18 protein-coding genes are annotated in these 18,733 nt (G+C 61.6%); 13 read left to right on the top strand and 5 right to left on the bottom strand.

Translation table 11 applies throughout. The features are described 5' to 3' along the window. The first annotated feature begins 16 nt into the window (after nucleotides 1-16). From CCGE531_RS17515 to CCGE531_RS17505, 3 genes are read left to right on the top strand one after another with little or no spacing between them, the layout of a single operon-like run. Nucleotides 17-1,162, top strand: coding sequence for an iron-containing alcohol dehydrogenase (locus CCGE531_RS17515; protein ID WP_120665560.1), 1,146 nt, complete (start codon nucleotides 17-19; stop codon nucleotides 1,160-1,162). Between the two features lies 1 nt (nucleotide 1,163). Then, nucleotides 1,164-2,663 carry an aldehyde dehydrogenase gene (locus tag CCGE531_RS17510; protein WP_120665557.1) on the top strand — a complete coding sequence of 500 codons (1,500 nt, stop codon included), beginning with the start codon at nucleotides 1,164-1,166 and terminating at the stop codon, nucleotides 2,661-2,663. A 60-nt stretch (nucleotides 2,664-2,723) separates the two neighbouring features. Then, entirely contained in the window at nucleotides 2,724-3,845 is a 1,122-nt protein-coding gene (locus tag CCGE531_RS17505) for a mandelate racemase/muconate lactonizing enzyme family protein (protein ID WP_120665554.1), read from the top strand. 290 nt (nucleotides 3,846-4,135) lie between these two features. On the opposite strand, the gene CCGE531_RS17500 is transcribed toward CCGE531_RS17505, so the two are convergent. Together CCGE531_RS17500 and CCGE531_RS17495 are read right to left on the bottom strand one after the other, a co-directional pair. Then, entirely contained in the window at nucleotides 4,136-5,347 is a 1,212-nt protein-coding gene (locus CCGE531_RS17500; RefSeq protein WP_120665551.1) for an acyltransferase, read from the bottom strand. A gap of 171 nt (nucleotides 5,348-5,518) precedes the next feature. Next, the gene (locus CCGE531_RS17495) at nucleotides 5,519-6,094 is read right to left on the bottom strand and encodes an NAD(P)H-dependent oxidoreductase (protein WP_120665548.1); all 576 of its coding nucleotides are present in this window, start codon (nucleotides 6,092-6,094) and stop codon (nucleotides 5,519-5,521) included. Between the two features lie 74 nt (nucleotides 6,095-6,168). On the opposite strand from CCGE531_RS17495, the gene soxR reads away from it, so the two are divergent. Continuing rightward, entirely contained in the window at nucleotides 6,169-6,633 is a 465-nt protein-coding gene (soxR, locus tag CCGE531_RS17490) for a redox-sensitive transcriptional activator SoxR (RefSeq protein ID WP_120665545.1), read from the top strand. 9 nt (nucleotides 6,634-6,642) lie between these two features. Here the strand turns inward: soxR and glpD are convergent, their stop codons facing one another. Both glpD and CCGE531_RS17480 read right to left on the bottom strand, forming a co-directional pair. Then, on the bottom strand, nucleotides 6,643-8,154 hold the full coding sequence (glpD, locus tag CCGE531_RS17485; protein WP_120665542.1) for a glycerol-3-phosphate dehydrogenase: 1,512 nt from the start codon (nucleotides 8,152-8,154) through the stop codon (nucleotides 6,643-6,645). A 114-nt stretch (nucleotides 8,155-8,268) separates the two neighbouring features. Then, on the bottom strand, nucleotides 8,269-9,042 hold the full coding sequence (locus tag CCGE531_RS17480) for a DeoR/GlpR family DNA-binding transcription regulator (protein WP_120665539.1): 774 nt from the start codon (nucleotides 9,040-9,042) through the stop codon (nucleotides 8,269-8,271). 99 nt (nucleotides 9,043-9,141) lie between these two features. Here CCGE531_RS17480 and CCGE531_RS17475 point away from each other — a divergent pair, with 99 nt between their 5' ends. The 9 genes from CCGE531_RS17475 to CCGE531_RS17435 all read left to right on the top strand — a co-directional run bounded on the left by CCGE531_RS17475 (nucleotide 9,142) and on the right by CCGE531_RS17435 (nucleotide 17,915). After that, nucleotides 9,142-9,912 carry an SDR family oxidoreductase gene (locus tag CCGE531_RS17475; RefSeq protein ID WP_120665537.1) on the top strand — a complete coding sequence of 257 codons (771 nt, stop codon included), beginning with the start codon at nucleotides 9,142-9,144 and terminating at the stop codon, nucleotides 9,910-9,912. A 103-nt stretch (nucleotides 9,913-10,015) separates the two neighbouring features. Continuing rightward, a complete protein-coding gene (locus tag CCGE531_RS17470) occupies nucleotides 10,016-10,354 on the top strand; it encodes a metalloregulator ArsR/SmtB family transcription factor (protein ID WP_120665534.1) in 339 nt (112 codons plus the stop codon). Nucleotides 10,355-10,424: 70 nt separating this feature from the next. Beyond that, on the top strand, nucleotides 10,425-11,321 hold the full coding sequence (locus CCGE531_RS17465) for a LysR family transcriptional regulator (RefSeq protein WP_120665531.1): 897 nt from the start codon (nucleotides 10,425-10,427) through the stop codon (nucleotides 11,319-11,321). A 160-nt stretch (nucleotides 11,322-11,481) separates the two neighbouring features. Further along, nucleotides 11,482-11,961 (top strand): formate dehydrogenase subunit gamma, encoded by a 480-nt coding sequence (locus CCGE531_RS17460; protein WP_120665528.1) that lies wholly within the window; start codon nucleotides 11,482-11,484, stop codon nucleotides 11,959-11,961. Next, a complete protein-coding gene (locus CCGE531_RS17455) occupies nucleotides 11,958-13,514 on the top strand; it encodes an NADH-quinone oxidoreductase subunit NuoF (protein ID WP_120665525.1) in 1,557 nt (518 codons plus the stop codon). The genes CCGE531_RS17460 and CCGE531_RS17455 overlap by 4 nt, the downstream gene beginning before the upstream one ends. Before the next feature lie 5 nt (nucleotides 13,515-13,519). Further along, nucleotides 13,520-16,399, top strand: coding sequence for a formate dehydrogenase subunit alpha (gene fdhF / locus CCGE531_RS17450; RefSeq protein ID WP_120665522.1), 2,880 nt, complete (start codon nucleotides 13,520-13,522; stop codon nucleotides 16,397-16,399). Nucleotides 16,400-16,628: 229 nt separating this feature from the next. Continuing rightward, complete coding sequence (gene fdhD / locus CCGE531_RS17445) at nucleotides 16,629-17,456, top strand: formate dehydrogenase accessory sulfurtransferase FdhD (protein WP_120665519.1); 828 nt, start codon at nucleotides 16,629-16,631, stop codon at nucleotides 17,454-17,456. Next, a complete protein-coding gene (locus CCGE531_RS17440) occupies nucleotides 17,446-17,712 on the top strand; it encodes a formate dehydrogenase subunit delta (RefSeq protein ID WP_120665516.1) in 267 nt (88 codons plus the stop codon). The genes fdhD and CCGE531_RS17440 overlap by 11 nt, the downstream gene beginning before the upstream one ends. 23 nt (nucleotides 17,713-17,735) lie before the next feature. Continuing rightward, a complete protein-coding gene (locus CCGE531_RS17435; protein WP_120665513.1) occupies nucleotides 17,736-17,915 on the top strand; it encodes a hypothetical protein in 180 nt (59 codons plus the stop codon). Nucleotides 17,916-18,030: 115 nt separating this feature from the next. Here CCGE531_RS17435 and CCGE531_RS17430 read toward each other — a convergent pair whose 3' ends face one another. Then, nucleotides 18,031-18,507 carry a chemotaxis protein CheW gene (locus CCGE531_RS17430; protein ID WP_120665511.1) on the bottom strand — a complete coding sequence of 159 codons (477 nt, stop codon included), beginning with the start codon at nucleotides 18,505-18,507 and terminating at the stop codon, nucleotides 18,031-18,033. Between the last annotated feature and the right edge of the window lie 226 nt (nucleotides 18,508-18,733).

Raw genomic sequence — 18,733 nt, 5'->3', positions numbered from 1 at the left:
TCCAAGGGGTTTTTGCGTGTCCTTTTCCATTTCCGCCATTCCAGACATTCATTTCGGCGAGGGTAGGCTCTCCGGCTTGCCTGCCGCGGTCAAATCCTTCGATGGCGTCGGAGCCGTTCTGCTTGTGATCGACGCATTCCTGGCGCAGTCGGGCCTAGCCGCCAAGGTCAACGCCGAGCTTGCCGAAGCCGGTGTGAAGACGCAGGTCTTTTCCGATTTTGCCGGCGAGCCGAAGCTGGCGCATCTGCATGCGGCGATCGAGGTCGGGCAGGGGGCGGATATGGTGATCGGCATCGGCGGCGGCTCGGCACTCGATATCGCCAAGATCGTCGCCTGCTGCATCGCCTCCGGTGAGGATCCGATGCACTACGCGCTGGCGGCCAATCCGCTGCCGAAAAATCCGCTGAAGAAGATCATGATACCGACCACGGCCGGCACTGGCTCGGAGACGTCGGCGACGAATATCTTCGCCGGGCCCGAGGGCAAGAAGCTCTGGATCTGGGGGCCGGAGACGAAGGCCGATCTCGTCATCCTCGACCCGGCGCTGACGAAGACCTTGCCGGCCAATCTGACGGCATGGTGCGGCCTCGATGCCTTCATCCATGCTTTCGAAGCGGCAACGAACCGCAACACCCATCGTGGTGCGCAATTCTATGCGCATCAGGCACTGCGGTTGATCACCGGCGCTCTGGAGACGGCCGTCAAGCAGCCGGATGACATCGCCGCTCGCGGCGATGTGTTGCTCGGCTCCTGCTTTGCCGGCATCGCCATCGACAATTGCGGCACGGCGATCGCGCATAATGTCAGCCACGCGCTGGCGGGTCTTGGTCCCGTTCATCACGGGCTTGCGACGGCGCTGGGCTTCGAAGTGACGCTTGGCTGGCTTGTCGAAGCCGACACGCCGGAGCTGAATGCCGCGGCCAAGGCCTGCGGTGTCGATAGCGCCGCTGAGCTGCCCGCTTTCGTGTCCGACTGGATGGATCGCTGCGGTGTCGTCCGCTCGCTGCCGGCTGCCTTCAAGCCGTTCGATGAAAGCGATCTCGCCCGCGAGATGCGCGCAACCGAAAACCAGCCCATGCGGCGCGCGACGATCCGCGACGTGACGGATGCCGATATCGACCGCTTTGCCGCTGCCGTCATGGCGCTGCCGAAAGGAATCTGAGATGACCAAGAACTATACGCGCGATTATTGGGAAAGCGTTCTTTCTGGCCTCAAGCCCGAAGGGCGCCATTTCATCGACGGCGCCCATCGTGCCGCCGCATCGGGCGAGACCTTCACCCGCATCCGCCCGATGGATGGCAAGCCCGGCGCTGAGCTCGCTCGCGGTAATGCTGCCGATATCGACGCCGCCGTCGCCTCTGCCCGCGCGGCCTTCGAAAGCGGCGTCTGGCGCAAGAAGGAGCCGCTGGAAAAGAAGAAGATCATGCTGAAATGGGCCGAGCTGATCCGCGCCCATGGCGATGAACTTGCCATGCTGGAGACGATCGATGTCGGCAAGCCGGTCATGGCGTCGCTGACGGTGGATGTGCGCCTCTGTGCGGACGGCATCCAGTTCTATGCCGAGATGATCGACAAGATATATGACGAGATCGCCCCGACCGGCCCGAATGCCCGCGCACTGGTGTGCAAGGTGCCGATTGGCGTTGTCGGTGCGATCACGCCCTGGAACTATCCGATGATCATCGATGCCTGGAAACTCGGGCCGTCTATCGCCGCCGGCAACTCCGTGGTGCTGAAGCCGGCCGAACAGTCGTCGCTTTCGGCGATCCGCCTTGCCGAACTCGCAGTCGAGGCAGGCCTGCCTGCCGGCGTCTTCAACGTGGTGACAGGTTACGGCGAAGAGACCGGCAAGCCGCTGGCGCTGCACATGGATGTCGACATGATCGCCTTTACCGGCTCCACCGAGGTCGGCAAGCTGATCATGGGCTATGCAGCGCAATCGAACGTCAAGCGCGTGGCGCTGGAGCTTGGCGGCAAGTCGCCGCTGGTCGTCTTCGAAGATGCCGATCTCGATGCCGCCGCCGTCGCGGCCGCCTGGGGCTGCTTCTATAATTCCGGCGAGACCTGCCACGCCTCGACGCGGCTGATCGTGCAGCGTTCGGTGCAGGACAGGCTGATCGAGAAGATCGAGGCAGTGACGCGCTCGGATATCGCCCTCAAGCATCCGCTCGACCCCTCGGCACAGATCGGTGCGCTGATCGAGGAGGAACACATGAACAAGGTGCTGGCGATGATCGCGGCCGGCGAGAAGGAAGGCGCGCGGCGTGCCTTCGGTGCCGAGCGCGTCTTGAGTGAAACCGGCGGCTATTATGTTTCGCCGGGCGTCTTCGTCGACATGACCAACGACATGAGCCTGGCGCGGCAGGAAATCTTCGGCCCGGTACTAGCCGCCATTCCCTTCGATACGGAGGAGGAGGCACTCAAGATCGCCAACGACACGATCTATGGGCTTGCCGGCGCCGTTTTCACCAAGGACATGGATCGCGCGCATCGCTTTTCCGAAGAGATCCATGCGGGTACGGTATGGATCAATACCTATGACATGTCGAACTTCGCCACGCCGTTCGGCGGCTTCAAGCAGTCCGGCTTCGGCCGCGACCGTTCGGTGCATGCGATCGATAAATATTGCGATTACAAGACGATCTGGCAGCAGTTCGGTTGAGATGTGACATCGGCATGATCCCGAAATGACGGGATCATGCCTCGGAGGAGGGGAGTTACCATGAGCAAGATTGTTTCCATCGAAATCACCCATCACCGCCTGCCGCTCGATCCGGCATTCAAGGCAAGCTGGGACGGCCGTCCGCGCCGGCATTTCGATGCGACCATCGTTCGGGTCAGGGATGACGAGGGCAGGGAGGGCATCGGCTCCGGCGACTTGATGAAGGGTTTCGAGGGGCACGAGGACCTGTTCATCGGGCAGGACCCCCGGCACCTTGAGCGCCATTATGAAGTCCTGTCGCATATCAACTTCCACTATGGCCGTTGCTGGCCGATGGATCTGGCTCTGTGGGATCTCTCCGGCAAGATCACCGGCGAGCCGGTCTGGCGGATGCTCGGTGGGCGCGCCAGCCGCGTGCGGCTCTACGCATCCTCCGGCGTTCTGCGCGAACCCTCTGAAATGGCCGATCAGGCGGAGCGCTATATCGACGAAGGCTTTCCGGCCATGAAGGTGCGTTTCTCTTCGTCTTCGGGCGGCCGCGGCGGCTGGCGCGCCGACGTCAAGGCGCTGGAAGCGATCCGCGCCCGCGTCGGCGATCGGCTGGAGCTGATGGTCGACTGTAATCAGGGTTGGCGCATGCCCTGGGATACGACCTTGCCCTGGACCTTTAAGGACGCGCTTGCTGTCGCCAAGGAATTGGAACGGCTCGGCGTCTATTGGATGGAGGAGCCGCTGCATCGGTCCGATCGCAAGGGCATGAAGGAATTGAAACAGGCGACGTCGGTCAGGATCGCCGGCGGCGAGATGACGCGCGAGCTTTACGAATTCCGCGATATCATCGAGGAGCGCGCCTTCGACGTCGTGCAGCCCGACGTCGCGCTCGTCGGCGGTATCACCGGTTGCCGACGGCTGGTCTATCAGGCGCGCGAGGCGGGCGTGCAGTTCACGCCGCATTCCTGGACGAACGGCATCGGGGTGCTGGCCAATGCGCATCTGACCGCCGGCGTCGGCGATGCCGCCTGGCTCGAATATCCCTACGACAATCCGGAATGGAGCGAAGCCCGCCGCGACTATCCGATGGCATCGCCGCTCAGGCACGATGCCGGCTGGCTGGATCTCGGCGTTGCGCCGGGGCTCGGGATCGTTCTCGATGAAGAGCGCCTGAAGGCGACGCGCATTTAAGGCGCCTTCAGAATTCTAAGCCTTATCTGTTTGCCCCATCATACAGCAGGGCCATCGCCATGTCAGGCACGTCGGTGCCTGCCCTCCTTCTCCCCTCGGGGGTCCAAAGGACGGGTTGAGACCCGCGGCTCAACCCCGGTTAGGTGCCGATAGGCGGATGAGGGGGCGCCTGCCAGGAGTACGAAAATCCCCACATTCAAATCGGGCAACCCCCTCATCCGACCCTTCGGACCACCTTCTCCCCGAGGGGAGAAGGAATTTGCGGCGCCGACGTGCCTGATGGTCCCATGTCACGCGGTGACGGGTCGCATTACTTTGCTTTCTCGTGTCCGTGCCCACTGGATGACGGGGCGTTCGAGCAGCACGTAGCTCAGCGTGCCGATGGTGAAGATGATGGCGGTTGCGATGAGGCTTGAGGTTATCCAGCCGCCCAGCACATCGTCCGAGCCTGCGCCGAAGGACGAGGGAAAGAGCTGCGGCATCAAGGTCAGTACGATGTCCTGCCAGATATAGACGCCGAAGGAGACGGTGGCGATGTAGCGGGTAAGGCGGTTGTCGAGCAATCTTGCCAGCAGCACCGATTGCGGCAGCGCGCAAAGCGCAATGGCGACCGCCAGCGGAAGCAGCGGGAATTGATAGGGAATGCCAAGCAAGGCATAGCCTTCTCCGGCGCCGCCGATCGACTGCGGCAATTGCCACGCGCCCATGACGATCGCGAGCCCTCCGATGACATCGTAGATTGCCGAGCGGCGGCCCGGAATGACGGTCTGGATTCCGGCGGCCAATGCGCCGATCGCGAATATCGCGAAGAAGCCGATGGGGTTGTAGCGCGGCATCCATTCCTTGGCGCCGCCCTGGAAGCCATATTGCCATCCCCGCCCGATGCTATCAGTCGGGAGATAGGTGACGACAAGCCAGTGGCCGAGCAGCGAGGCTGCGATGATGCTGATCCAGAGCAGACGGCTGACCAGAGCGGAGCGTGATCCCAGCTTCGCATGGAACAGCAGCAGGAAGCCGATCGGCAGGAGAACATAGCAGGTCGTCTCGAAGGGGATCGACCATAGAGGACCGTCACCCTGCACCGGGAAAAAGGTGCGCCAATGCCATTGGCTCATCAACAGGAAGCCGGCGATGTACCGGCCGACCAGCTCTCCATCGAGCGCAAACCCGTAGACCGTGAAGCTGATCAGGAAGCCGACCGTCAGCGCGAACCAGAAGCCCGGCAGAATGCGTGCTGCGCGGCGCATGGCGTAGATCTTCAGTAAAGGCAAGGGTTGGGCCTTATCCAGCGCCAGCCAGAAAGGGCGCGCAAGAAGAAAGCCGCTGAGAACGAAGAAGACCGAGACGCCGTGATTGCCGAAGCGCGCCAGGATGAAGGTCAGGTCCAAGGTCGGCGGAATTTTGTAGAAGTTCATGCGAAGCACGAGATGGTGAACGAGCACCATCAGGCATGCGACGGCGCGCATGAAATCCGCTCCTCCCAGACGTCTTCTGTTCTCCATTCCCGTATCCGCCGAAACTCCCTCTCCATTGCGTTAGGTCATCGCGACGGTTTCGGCAAGGCGGATCCTTGATGGCACGACGCCCGGACCCGTGGTGCAGGGTCCGGGCGTCGAACCGATCTCCCGTACCTGCCAGAGACGAGAGACCGGATTCGGATGGTGGAAGGAGGATCAGGCGGCGACGGAGCGATAGGGGCGCGTTGCGCGAGCCGGTTTCAGAGCATTGCTCCACCAGGTCAGCCGCGCAATCAAGAGCACCAGCGATTTCCGGGCATCGAGCGGATTTTCCAGCGCACCGTCTTCGGCAAACCTGCCCCACGGATTGGCGAAGCTGACCGTATCGCGCACGGTGACGGCATGCAGCTCGGCAAAGACCAGCCGCAGCTGCTCGACGGCGCGCAGGCCGCCGGAAATACCGCCATAGGAAACGAAGGCGACGGGCTTGCCGTGCCACGGCTCATAGACGAGATCGAGCAGGAATTTCAGCGAGGCCGTGAAGCTGTGATTGTATTCGGGCGTGACGACGATGAAGGCATCCGCCTCCGAAAGCCGCGCTGAAAGCGCGGCAACGCCGGGATGCTCGCGGTCGTGCTGGAAGGGCAGGTCGAATTCCAGGGGGTCGATCAGATCGATGTCGATGAGGGGATAATGCGCCAGTTCCCGCGCGACCCAGTTGACCACCCGGTCACACAGGCGGCCTGGGCGGGTGCTGCCGTAAATGATCGCCAGCCGGGTTCTTTCTGTCATGTCTTGCTCCTGCTTTACGCGGTTTGGAGCTGGGGTTATAAAACCTCAAGTAAAGTTGAGGTCAATAGCGCAAAATGGGAAAAATCGAGCCTGGTCAATTTTCCAAGCAGCTGACGGTCGGTGAGGTGGCGGCGCGTAGTGGCGTGGCGGTCTCCGCGCTGCATTTCTACGAGGCGAAAGGGCTGATCGAGAGCCATCGCAGCCGCGGCAACCAGCGGCGCTATCCGCGCGAAGTCCTGCGCCGGGTCGCCATCATCAAGGTGGCGCAAAGGGTCGGCATTCCGCTTGCCGAAGTCCAGGCGGCGCTCGAGGCCTTGCCGCAGGGGCGCACGCCGACGGCGGCCGACTGGAAGGCGCTCTCTGAATTGTGGAAAGACGATCTCGACACTCGCATCAAGCGCCTGCAGGGGCTTCGCGATCAGCTGGACGGCTGCATCGGCTGCGGCTGCCTGTCGCTCGACAGCTGTCCCTTGCGTAACCCCTGGGATACGCTTTCGGACGAAGGGGCGGGACCGCGGCTGCTCGATCCCGAAGAGTGAATTGAACGCTCAGGCGTGGACGCGGCTGTCGGCCATGTGGCTTTCGAGAGCGGCGGCTTCTTCCTTCGAAAGATAGAGGCCTTTCTTGGAGCGGCGCCAGAGAATATCGGCCGCACTATAGGCCCACTCCTGTTCGACGAGGTAACGCACCTCCGCCTCGTAAAGATCGCTTCCGAAGCAGCGGCCGAGATCGGCAATCGCCTTCGCGTCGCCAAGGATCATCGCGGCCCGCGTCCCATAGCGCCGGATGAGCCGGCGCGCATGCTGATCGGCAAGGAAGGGGTAGCGCGACTTCAACTTCGAGACTTCGGCATCATAACCGCGAGCCGGAAAATCGCCGCCCGGCAGCGAGCTCTTGGCCGTCCAGGGCGTGCCCTTCAGGCCGATGGCCTCGCCGATCTTTTCCAGCGCATGCTCACTCAGGCGACGATAGGTGGTGAGCTTGCCGCCGAAGACATTCAAGAGCGGCGCCTGGCCTTCTTCGCCCTCGACCTTCAGCACGTAATCGCGCGTCGCCTCCTGCGCCTTGGACGCCCCGTCGTCGTAAAGCGGGCGCACGGCCGAATAGGTCCAGATGATATCCTCTGGCCGAACCGGCTCCTTGAAGTATTCGCTGGCGGCGTTGCACAGATAGACGGTTTCTTCCTCGGTGATCTTCACATCCTTCGGATCGTCCCTGTAATCGCGATCCGTGGTGCCGATCAGCGTGAAATCCTGCTCGTAGGGAATGGCGAAGATGATGCGGTTGTCCGGGTTCTGGAAGAAATAGGCGCGCGGATCGTCGAACTTCTTGCGCACGATGATGTGGCTGCCCTGTACGAGGCGGACATTGTGTACCTGGTTCTTGCCGAAGGCATCGGACAAGACATGATCGACCCAGGGGCCGGCGGCATTGATCAGCATGCGCGCGCGAAAGCGGCGCTTCTGGCCGCTGATCGTATCTTCCGTTTCGATCGCCCAGGCGGCACCGTCGCGGCGGGCGGAAATTACCTTCGTTCGCGGCATGATCGCGGCGCCGCGATCGGCGGCGTCGCGGGCGTTCAGCACCACCATGCGGGCGTCGTCGACCCAGCCGTCGGAATACTCGAAAGCCTTGGTGAAAAGCGCCTTCAGCGGCTTGCCGGCCGGATCCTTCCTCATGTCCAGCGTTGCCGTCGGCGGCAGCAGTTTTCGGCCACCGAGATGGTCGTAGAGGAAAAGGCCGAGCCGGATGAGCCAGGCCGGCCGGATGCCGCCCTTGTGATAGGGCAGGACGAAGCGCATCGGCCAGATGATATGCGGCGCCATCGCCCAGAGCACTTCGCGCTCCATCAGCGATTCGCGCACGAGGCGGAATTCATAGTGCTCGAGATAGCGCAGGCCGCCATGGATGAGCTTGGTAGCACCGGAAGATGTGCCGGAGGCGAAGTCGTTCATCTCGGCGAGCGCGACCTTGTAGCCGCGTCCCGCGGCGTCACGGGCAATGCCGCAGCCGTTGATGCCGCCGCCGATAACGAAAATATCGTAGACCTGTTCGCTCACCCGCCCCTCCGCAAAGGTCAGCCATCCCGTGAAGATGGAAAATCGAAACTAATCCATCTAAAGCGAAACAGATACGAATGTCAAACGAACGTTTCTTGACAGAAAGCGAGCCGCTCAGGTCTGCCGGCGGGCGGTTTCCACGAGGCGCACATCATGTTCCGCGGCGATGGATCGCACGGATTCAATGCTGCATTCGTCGGTGACGAAGGTGTGAACTTGCGACAGATGGCCGATGCGAACCGGAGCGGTTCGTTCGAACTTGGTGCCGTCGGCGACGAGAATAACGTGCCGGGCATTGGCAATGATGGCCTGCGCCACTTTCACTTCGCGAAAATCATAATCGAGAAGCGCGCCGTCGGCATCGATCGCGGAGGCGCCGATGACCGCGTAGTCGACCTTGAACTGCTTGATGAAATCGACGGCGGCTTCGCCGACGATGCCGCCATCGGAGCCGCGTACGACGCCGCCGGCAATGACGACCTCGATGGATGGGAAAATTCGCAACTTGTTGGCAACGTTGATGTTATTGGTGATGACCATCAGCTCGTGATGGCCGAGCAGCGCTTCGCCAACGGCTTCCGTCGTCGTGCCGATATTGATGAAAAGCGAGCTGTTGTTGGGGATCATGCTGGCGGCGGCGCGGCCGATCGCCTGCTTTTCGGGCGCGGCGATCGAGCGGCGCGCCTCGTATTTCACGTTCTCGGTTCCGCCGGGAAAGATTGCGCCGCCATGCACGCGCGACAGCACGCGGCCATCGCAGAGATCATTGAGATCCTTACGGATGGTTTGCGGCGTGACCGAAAAGCGCGACGCCAGCTCCTCCACCAGCACGCGCCCCTCGGTCTTGGCGATTTCGAGGATTTCGGTCTGACGTCCGGATAGGAACATGGTTTTCGCTCCCTTTCTTTCGTTTTTTCGTCATCATATGATAAAGTGAAAATTCCGCAATTACCGGCGCGCGAATTGAGTGCGGTTTAGGAGGTTATCGTGTTTCATCCGAAGCTATTCGAAAATCGCAACGTCGTCGTCACCGGCGCCGGCCGCGGTATCGGACTGGAAGTCGCGCGGCAGTTTCTCGATTGCGGTGCGCGCGTGCTTGTCCATATCGGCCGTGATGCCGGTCGCGAATTGCCTGATTTCCTGATGGAAGCGGAAGCCGATCGTCGCGCCTTTCTCATTGCCGGCGATTTCGCTACCGGCCACGGTACGCGGGATTTCGTCAGCGCCGCCAGCGAGCGTTTCGACCGCGTCGACGTGCTGATCAACAATGCCGGCACCATGGTCGGGCGCTTTCCCGCCGGTGAATTGACTGACGAGCAGTATGAAGGGATCGTTCACCTCAACCAGACCTCCGTCGTGGAGATAACGCGAGGATTGTTGCCACTGCTGCGGGCTGCCGGTCAGGCCGCGGTCGTCAACACGGTTTCGATTTCCGCGATCACCGGCGGCAGTCCCGGCTCCGCCATCTATTCCGCCTCCAAAGCCTTCGTCTCGACCTATTCGAAGGCACTGGCGCGCGAGCTGGCGCCTGATGGTATTCGGGTGAATTGCGTCTCGCCCGGCACGATATCGACCGACTTCCACGAGCGCTATTCGTCCAGGGAGAAGCTGGAGCAGACGCGCAAGTCGATCCCGCTGCAGCGTTTGGGCACATCGGAGGATTGCGCCCCCGCCTATCTGTTCCTGGCGGCGCCGACGTTGTCCGGCTACATCACCGGACAGGTGATCGAGATCAATGGCGGCCAGCTTATCTGCTGATAAAACGGACCTTTTTTGGTTTTCCATATCTTTTTCGAATCAGCTTTTGGCTTGATAATATTATAAGCATTTCCCTGTGCGAGTTCTCACTAGAGGCAGTGATATGTTGTCGTCTCCACCGCAAGGCGGTGCTGCGGAATATGATGTCGAGGAAATGACTGACAGGGCTCGAAAGGCGAGCGCCCTGCTGAAAGCACTCTCCCATGAAACCCGTCTGGCGATCCTCTTCATGCTCGCCAAGCGCGAGAAAACAGTGATGGAACTCGAGGCGCTTCTCGATCTTCCACAGGCTGTCGTTTCGCAGCATCTGGCACGCCTCCGCCTGGACAAGCTCGTCGACACGCGCCGCGAAGGGCGGCTCATCCACTATGCCGTTGCGCATTCGGAAATCTGCGCCGTGGTCGATTGGTTGCAGAAGGCATTCTGTCAGGGTGAACCTTGAGGTTTGAAACAGCCTTGCGTGTTGCGTTCGCCGGGCGGTCGGTCTAACTCTTTCGCTTCGGGAGAGCGCCATGATCGACAAGCTGGAATTCTTCATCGCGCTGGCTAATCAGAAGCATTTCGGCCGCGCGGCCGAGGAATGCGGCGTGACGCAGCCGACCTTGTCGGCGGCGATCCGGCAGCTGGAAGACCAGCTGGGCGTGATGCTCGTCAGCCGCGGCTCCCGCTTCCAGGGATTGACGCCCGAGGGGCAGCGCGTGCTGGAATGGGCGCGCCGCATCGTCGGCGACAGCCGCACCATGCGCGAGGAAATGCGAGCGGCGCGCAAGGGTCTTGCCGGTCACATCCGCATGGCCGCCATTCCAACGGCGCTTGCGATGGTGCAGAAAATCACCACGCCTTTTCAGGAGAGGCATCCGGACGTCACCTTCTCCATTTTGTCGCGCAATTCGCTGCAGGTTCTGAGCCTGCTTGAAAATCTCGAGATCGATGCCGGCATTACCTACCTGGAAAACGAACCGCTCGGCCGCGTCACCAGCGTGCCGCTTTATGCCGAGCGCTATCACCTGATCACGGCGGCGGGCAGCCCGTTTTCCGAGCGCGAGACCGTTACCTGGAAGGAAGTCGGCGACCTTCGGCTTTGTCTATTGACCGCCGACATGCAAAACCGCCGCATCATCAATCGCCACCTAGGCGAGGCGGGCGTCATGGCCAAGCCGACGCTGGAATCCAATTCGATGATCGTGTTGTTTTCGCATGTTCAGACCGGGCGCTGGGCGAGCATCATGCCGAAGAATATTGCCGATTCCTTCGGTTTTCCGGCCGATATTCACAAGATTCCGATCACGGAACCTGACGCCGAGCATCTTGTCGGCCTGGTCGCCACGCACCGGGAACCCTTTACGCCGCTTGTCTCCGCATTGTTGCATGAGGCGAGATTGCTCGCGGAAGAGAACAAGAATCGATAGAAAATTCCTATCGAACGACGGGACTGCCTTATTGATCCTTTGCCTTCTCCCTGCGAGCTTATCGTCATGGCGTGTCGATCGCATGCCAGGAGGAAATGCCGCATAAGCCTTTTCCGAAAATTCGCCTTCGATTTTCGGAGCTATGCGCGGGAGGCTGCTAATGAATTTGAATCAGGCCGCGGGCGATGTCGCAACTCGCGCCGGTGCCATCATCGATAACATGAAATCGATGGAGGGGCCGCTTTTGCCGATCCTGCACGGAATTCAAGAGGAATTCGGATATGTGCCGCAGGATACGCTGCCGCTGATCGCCAAGGCACTGAACATTTCACGCGCCGAAGTGCACGGCGTCATGACCTTCTATCACGACTATCGCGACCATCCTGCCGGCCGTCATGTCCTGAAGCTCTGTCGCGCCGAGGCCTGTCAGTCGATGGGTGGCGATGCGCTGGCGGAGCGTATCAAGCGGCTGCTGGGCATCGATTTCCATCAGACGACGCTCGACGGAAGTGTCACGTTGGAGCCGGTCTACTGTCTCGGGCTTTGCGCCTGTGCGCCGACTGCGATGCTGGACGGTGAGCTGCATGGCCGGCTCGATGATGAGAGCGCCGAAGACCTCGTGAAGGAGGCGCGCCAATGACGCTGACTATCTATATTCCCCGCGATGCCGCAGCCCTCGCGCTCGGCGCAGAGAAAGTGGCGAAATCAGTCGCGCAGGAAATCGCCAGGCGTGGCCTCGATGCGCGCATCGTGCGCAATGGTTCGCGCGGCATGTTCTGGCTCGAGCCGCTGGTCGAAGTCGAGATCGGCGGCAAGCGCATCGGCTATGGGCCGGTGAAGGCAAAGGATGTCTCTGCATTGTTCGACGCCGGGCTCGCCGAAGGCGGCGGGCATCCGCTCTGTCTTGGGGAGGTCGAAAGCCTCCCATTCCTCAAGGAACAGACCCGCCTGACCTTCGCCCGCTGCGGCATCACCGATCCATTGTCGCTGCAGGATTATGAAGCCCATGGCGGCCTCAAGGGGCTGCGCCGCGCCGTCGGCATGGCATCAGGCGATATCGTCAAGGACGTCACCGATTCCGGCCTGCGCGGCCGTGGCGGTGCGGGCTTCCCGACCGGCATCAAGTGGAAGACGGTGCTCGATGCGTCGGGCGATCGTAAATACATCGTCTGTAATGCCGACGAAGGCGATAGCGGCACTTTCGCCGACCGCATGATCATGGAAGGCGATCCCTTCGTGCTGATCGAAGGCATGGCAATCGCCGGCCTGGCGACGGGTGCGACCAAGGGCTTCGTCTATACGCGCTCGGAATATCCGCATGCGATCGCCGCGATGACCGAAGCGGTCGAAATCGCACGCGGGGCCGGCATTCTCGGCGCCTCGGTGCTTGGTTCCGGCAAGGCATTCGATATGGAAATCCGCACTGGCGCCGGCGCCTATGTCTGCGGCGAGGAAACGGCACTGCTGAACAGCCTTGAAGGCAAGCGCGGTGTCGTGCGCGCCAAGCCGCCGCTGCCGGCGCATAAGGGCCTGTTCGACTGCCCCACCGTCATCAACAACGTCATTTCGCTCGCCTCCGTCCCCATCATCATGGACAAGGGTGCGGCCTTCTACCGCGATTTCGGCATGGGCCGTTCGCGCGGCACGATCCCGCTGCAGATCGCCGGCAACGTCAAGCATGGCGGCCTCTATGAGACAGCCTTCGGCCTTTCGCTCGGCGATATCGTCGACAAGATCGGCGGCGGCACGGCGACGGGACGGCCGGTCAAGGCGGTGCAGGTGGGCGGGCCGCTCGGAGCCTATTTCCCACGCGCCCTGTTCGACACGCCGTTCGACTACGAAGCCTTTGCGGCCAAGGACGGCCTGATCGGCCATGCCGGCATCGTCGTCTTCGACGATACCGCCGACATGCTGAAGCAGGCGCGTTTCGCGATGGAATTCTGCGCGGTCGAAAGCTGCGGCAAGTGCACGCCCTGCCGCATCGGCTCGACGCGCGGCGTCGAGACGGCCGACAAGATCGCGCAAGGGATCGAGCCGGAGAAGAACCGGGTTCTGCTTGCCGATCTCTGCAACACGATGAAGTTCGGTTCGCTCTGCGCGCTCGGCGGCTTCACGCCCTATCCCGTCATGAGCGCGATGACCCATTTTCCGGAGGACTTTTCTCCGGCTCCCTTGATTAAAGCGGCGGAGTAAGATCCATGTCCCTCGTTCCAGAAATCGATTACGGTACGCCGGCCTCCACCTCCGAAACCATGGTGACGCTGACCATCGACGGGCAGCAGATTACGGTGCCGGAAGGCACGTCGATCATGCGCGCCTCGATGGAAGCCGGCATTCAGGTGCCGAAGCTCTGTGCCACCGACATGGTCGATGCGTTCGGCTCCTGCCGCCTCTGTCTCGTCGAGATCGAAGGCCGCAACGGAACGCCGGCCTCATGCACGACGCCTGTGGCATCCGGCATCGTCGTGCATACGCAGACGGGCCGGCTGAAGGACATCCGTCGCGGCGTGATGGAGCTCTATATCTCTGATCACCCGCTCGACTGTCTGACCTGTGCTGCCAACGGCGATTGCAAACTGCAGGACATGGCCGGTGCGGTCGGCCTGCGCGATGTGCGTTACGGCTACGAAGGCGACAACCACGTCAAGGCGCGCGATAACGGCGACATCAATCTGAAATGGATGCCGAAGGACGAGTCCAATCCCTATTTCACCTATGATCCTTCCAAGTGCATTGTCTGCTCGCTCTGCGTGCGCGCCTGCGAAGAAGTGCAGGGCACCTTCGCGCTGACCATCGAAGGCCGCGGCTTCGGTTCGCGCGTCTCGCCCGGCATGCACGAGAATTTCATCGACAGCGAGTGCGTTTCCTGCGGTGCCTGCGTGCAGGCCTGCCCGACCGCGACGCTGACCGAGAAATCGGTAATCTCGATCGGCCAGCCGGAACATTCTGTTGTCACCACCTGCGCCTATTGCGGCGTCGGCTGCTCCTTCAAGGCGGAGATGCGCGGCGAGGAGCTGGTGCGCATGGTGCCCTGGAAGGACGGCCAGGCCAATCGCGGCCATTCCTGCGTCAAAGGCCGCTTTGCCTATGGCTATTCGACCCATAAGGACCGCATCCTCAACCCGATGGTCCGCGAGAAGGTGACCGACCTCTGGCGCGAAGTGACCTGGGACGAGGCCTTTGCCCATATCGCCACCGAGTTCAAGCGGCTGCAATATCAGTATGGCCGCGATTCTATCGGCGGCATCACCTCCTCGCGCTGCACCAATGAGGAGACTTACCTGGTGCAGAAGCTGGTGCGCGCTGGCTTCGGCAACAACAATGTCGATACCTGTGCCCGTGTCTGCCATTCTCCCACAGGCTATGGCCTTGGCCAGGCCTTCGGCACCTCGGCCGGCACGCAGAATTTCGACAGCGTCGAGCATTCCGATGTCGTCATCGTCATCGGCGCCAATCCGACGGACGGCCATCCGGTCTTCGGCTCGCGTTTGAAGAAGCGGTTGCGCCAGGGTGCGAAACTCATCGTCATCGATCCGCGCCGCATCGATCTGGTACGTACGCCGCATGTCGAGGCGAGCTATCACCTGCCGCTGAAGCCGGGCACCAATGTTGCCATGCTGACGGCGCTGGCCCATGTCATCGTTACCGAAGGCCTGTTCGACGAAAAGTTCATCCGCGAGCGCTGCGACTGGTCCGAATTCGAGGATTGGGCAGCCTTCGTCGCCGAGCCGCAGCACAGCCCGGAGGAATCGGAAAAATACACCGGCGTTCCCGCCGATCTCGTTCGTGGTGCTGCCCGCCTCTATGCCAAGGGCGGCAATGGCGCGATCTACTACGGCCTCGGCGTCACCGAGCACAGCCAGGGCTCGACCACGGTCATGGCCATCGCCAACCTCGCCATGGTGACAGGCAATATCGGCCGTCCGGGTGTCGGTGTGAACCCGCTGCGCGGGCAGAACAATGTGCAGGGCTCCTGCGACATGGGCTCCTTCCCGCACGAGCTGCCGGGCTATCGCCATATCTCCGATGATGCGACCCGCGATATCTTCGAAAAGCTCTGGGGCGTGAAGCTCAACAGCGAACCGGGTCTTCGCATCCCGAACATGCTGGATGCCGCGGTCGAAGGTACGTTCAAGGGCATCTATATTCAGGGCGAGGATATCCTTCAGTCCGATCCGGATACCAAGCATGTCGCAGCCGGCCTTGCCGCGATGGAATGCGTCGTCGTCCACGATCTCTTCCTGAACGAGACGGCCAATTACGCGCATGTCTTCCTGCCCGGCTCGACCTTCCTGGAAAAGGACGGCACCTTCACCAATGCCGAGCGCCGCATCAATCGCGTCCGCAAGGTCATGACCCCGCGCAACGGCTATGCCGACTGGGAAGTGACGCAGAAGATGGCGCAGGCCATGGGTCTTGGCTGGAACTACACGCATCCATCCGAGATCATGGACGAGATCGCAGCGACGACGCCGAGCTTCGCGCTGGTGTCCTACGACTATCTGGAGAAGATGGGCTCCGTGCAGTGGCCCTGCAACGAGAAGACGCCGCTCGGTTCGCCGATCATGCATATCGACGGCTTCGTGCGCGGCAAGGGCAAGTTCATCCGCACCGAATATGTCCCGACCGACGAGCGCACCGGCCCGCGCTTCCCGCTGCTGCTGACCACCGGGCGCATCCTCAGCCAGTACAATGTCGGCGCCCAGACGCGGCGCACCGAGAATGTCGTCTGGCATGCGGAAGATCGCCTGGAAATCCATCCGCATGATGCAGAGCAGCGCGGCATTCGCGAGGGTGATTGGGTCAAGTTGACGAGCCGCTCGGGCGACACGACGCTTCGCGCGCTGATTACCGATCGTGTCGCGCCGGGCGTCGTCTACACGACCTTCCACCATCCGGACACGCAGGCGAACGTCATCACCACGGACTATTCCGACTGGGCGACGAACTGCCCGGAATACAAGGTGACGGCGGTGCAGGTTTCGCCGTCGAATGGTCCGTCGCAATGGCAGGTGGATTATGACGAGCAGGCCCGGCAGTCGCGTCGCATTGTCGGCAAGATGGAGGCGGCGGAGTGAGTTTGAGGATGTGGAGGGATACCCCCCTCTGTCACTTCGTGACATCTCCCCCACAAGGGGGGAGATTGGTAACTCGCGGGGCGCTCTCGCCTCAAATAGACATCGAATCCGCAGAAGCAGCAGCCTATTGTTTTGCAGATAGGGAACGGCAAACTCCTAACGATCTCCCCCCTTGTGGGGGAGATGTCGCGAAAGCGACAGAGGGGGGTATTTCACGCCCCATCACCCAATGACCAAATTCCTCCCCACCACCCCCGTCCCCGAAACCGCCCGTCGCAATGGCGTCGTCCATGCCGGCTCCCGCATCGTCCCCGAGGAAGTGCCGATCGCCTTTTCCTATGGCGGGACGTCGCATGCGGTCATGATGGGAACGCCTGCCGATATCGAGGATTTTGCCATCGGTTTCAGCCTGACCGAGGGCATTATTACTGAAGTCGTTCAGATCGCGGCTGTCGAACCGATCGAGGACGAGCAGGGGATCGACGTGCAGATCACTCTCGTCGATGATGCGGCAGATGCCCTGCGGCTGCGCCGCCGCCATATGGCAGGTCCCGTCGGCTGCGGCCTTTGCGGCATCGAATCGATCGAGCAGGCCGTGCGCAAGGTGCCTGACGTTTCGAAAATCGCATTGAAGCTGACGCAGCGGGATATCGTCCGTGCGGTCGCGCTGCTCAACGATGCGCAGCCGCTGCATCGCGAGACGCATGCCGTTCATGGCGCGGGTTTCTATGTTCCGTCCGAGGGTCTGCTTGCCGTGCGCGAGGATGTCGGCCGGCATAATGCGCTGGACAAGCTCTGCGGCGCGGTCATCCGTTCCGGCCGCAAGGGGGCAGACGGTGTCGTAGCCGTGACCAGCCGGCTGTCGGTCGAGATGGTGCAGAAGGCGGCGATATTGGGCAGCTCCGTGCTTGTCGCCATCTCCGCGCCGACGGCGCTCGCCATCCGTACGGCCGATGAGGCGGGCATGACGCTGGTGGCGCTGGTGCGCGGCGATGATTTCGAGATTTTCACCCATCCGCATCGCATTATCACGGGGAGCATCGCCGATGTCGCCTGACGACACGCCGCACGGCAAGACCGAAACCAAGCTCATCTATATGGCGAACCAGATCGCCACTTTCTTCAAGACGCAGCCGGCAGGCGAGGCGGTTCAGGGCGTTGCTACGCATATCAACAAATTCTGGGAACCGCGCATGCGGCGCCAGCTGTTTGCGATCATCGACCACGGCGATAGCGGGCTGAGCCCCCTGGTTCTCGAGGCGGCGCCGTTGATCCACAAGCCGCCATCCGTTGAAGAAATCAAGCCGGCTTAGTATTCACATGACAAGGTGAAGCGGTGGAGAGGAAGAATCCATCCGCATATGGAGTTCCCGTCAATGCCGGCCCCACCGGCTCCTTCGGTATCGGCACGGGCGGCTTCGACGGCAAGGCGCTGATCGCCTGGGCGCTCGTCGGCATTCCGCTGCTCTGGGGTGTTTGGGTGACGATCAGGAGCACCTACGCATTGTTCGGCTAAACAATCTCTCGGAAAACGACGAAGCCGCCTTGAGTTTTCGAGGCGGCTTCGTGCAGAGAAGGCATGTGCGGCGGCGATTATGCCGGGCGGCTCTCAAAAACAGAGCTGTGCGAAATTATGCGGCGAGTTCGTCCGTTTCGTTTTCCTTGAACATCTTGGCGAGGTTCAGGAAGCAGATCATTCCATTCTCCGTCGCGATGATGCCTTCGCAATAGACGCGATCGAAGGAGGCCGTAACTTCCGGCACGGGCTGCACCTGGCTGGAGGCGATCGTCAGGATGTCGGAGACGCGGTCGACCAGCATGCCGATGACCATGTTGTGCACTTCGGCGACGACGATGGCGCTGCGCTCGTTGGCAACCGTGCTCTGCATGCCGAGCTTGTAGGCGAGATCGATGATCGGGATGACCGAGCCGCGCAGGTTCATGACGCCGATGACATCGGCCGGTGCATGCGGAATCGGCGTCGACGGCGCCCAGCCGCGAATTTCGCGGATCGTGGTGGTCTTGACGCAGAATTCCTGATCATGCAGCCGGAAGGCAATGATCTCCAGAGTCTCGCCGCTGAAGCTTGTGGAATTGATCGTGGCCATGAACGTTCTTCCCATTGAACCGTGACGCCGAATACGGCGTGTTCATGCCACGATAGAGCAAGAACATTGCTCAAACCTAAATCTATACAAGCGGTTTCGACTGGACCTGATGCTGCAAAGTGCGACGGTTTGAAAAAGGGGACGGTCACCCGCCCTCGCGGTTCGAGGGCGCTTGCGCGCCACCTCACCGTGAGGGCTGATCTTCTTGCTTCGCTGCCAAGGAACC

This window comes from Rhizobium sp. CCGE531 (assembly GCF_003627795.1).
Classification (GTDB): Bacteria; Pseudomonadota; Alphaproteobacteria; order Rhizobiales; family Rhizobiaceae; genus Rhizobium.
Note: the sequence above shows the minus strand (reverse complement) of the source record. Positions and strands in the feature narration are given on the sequence as shown.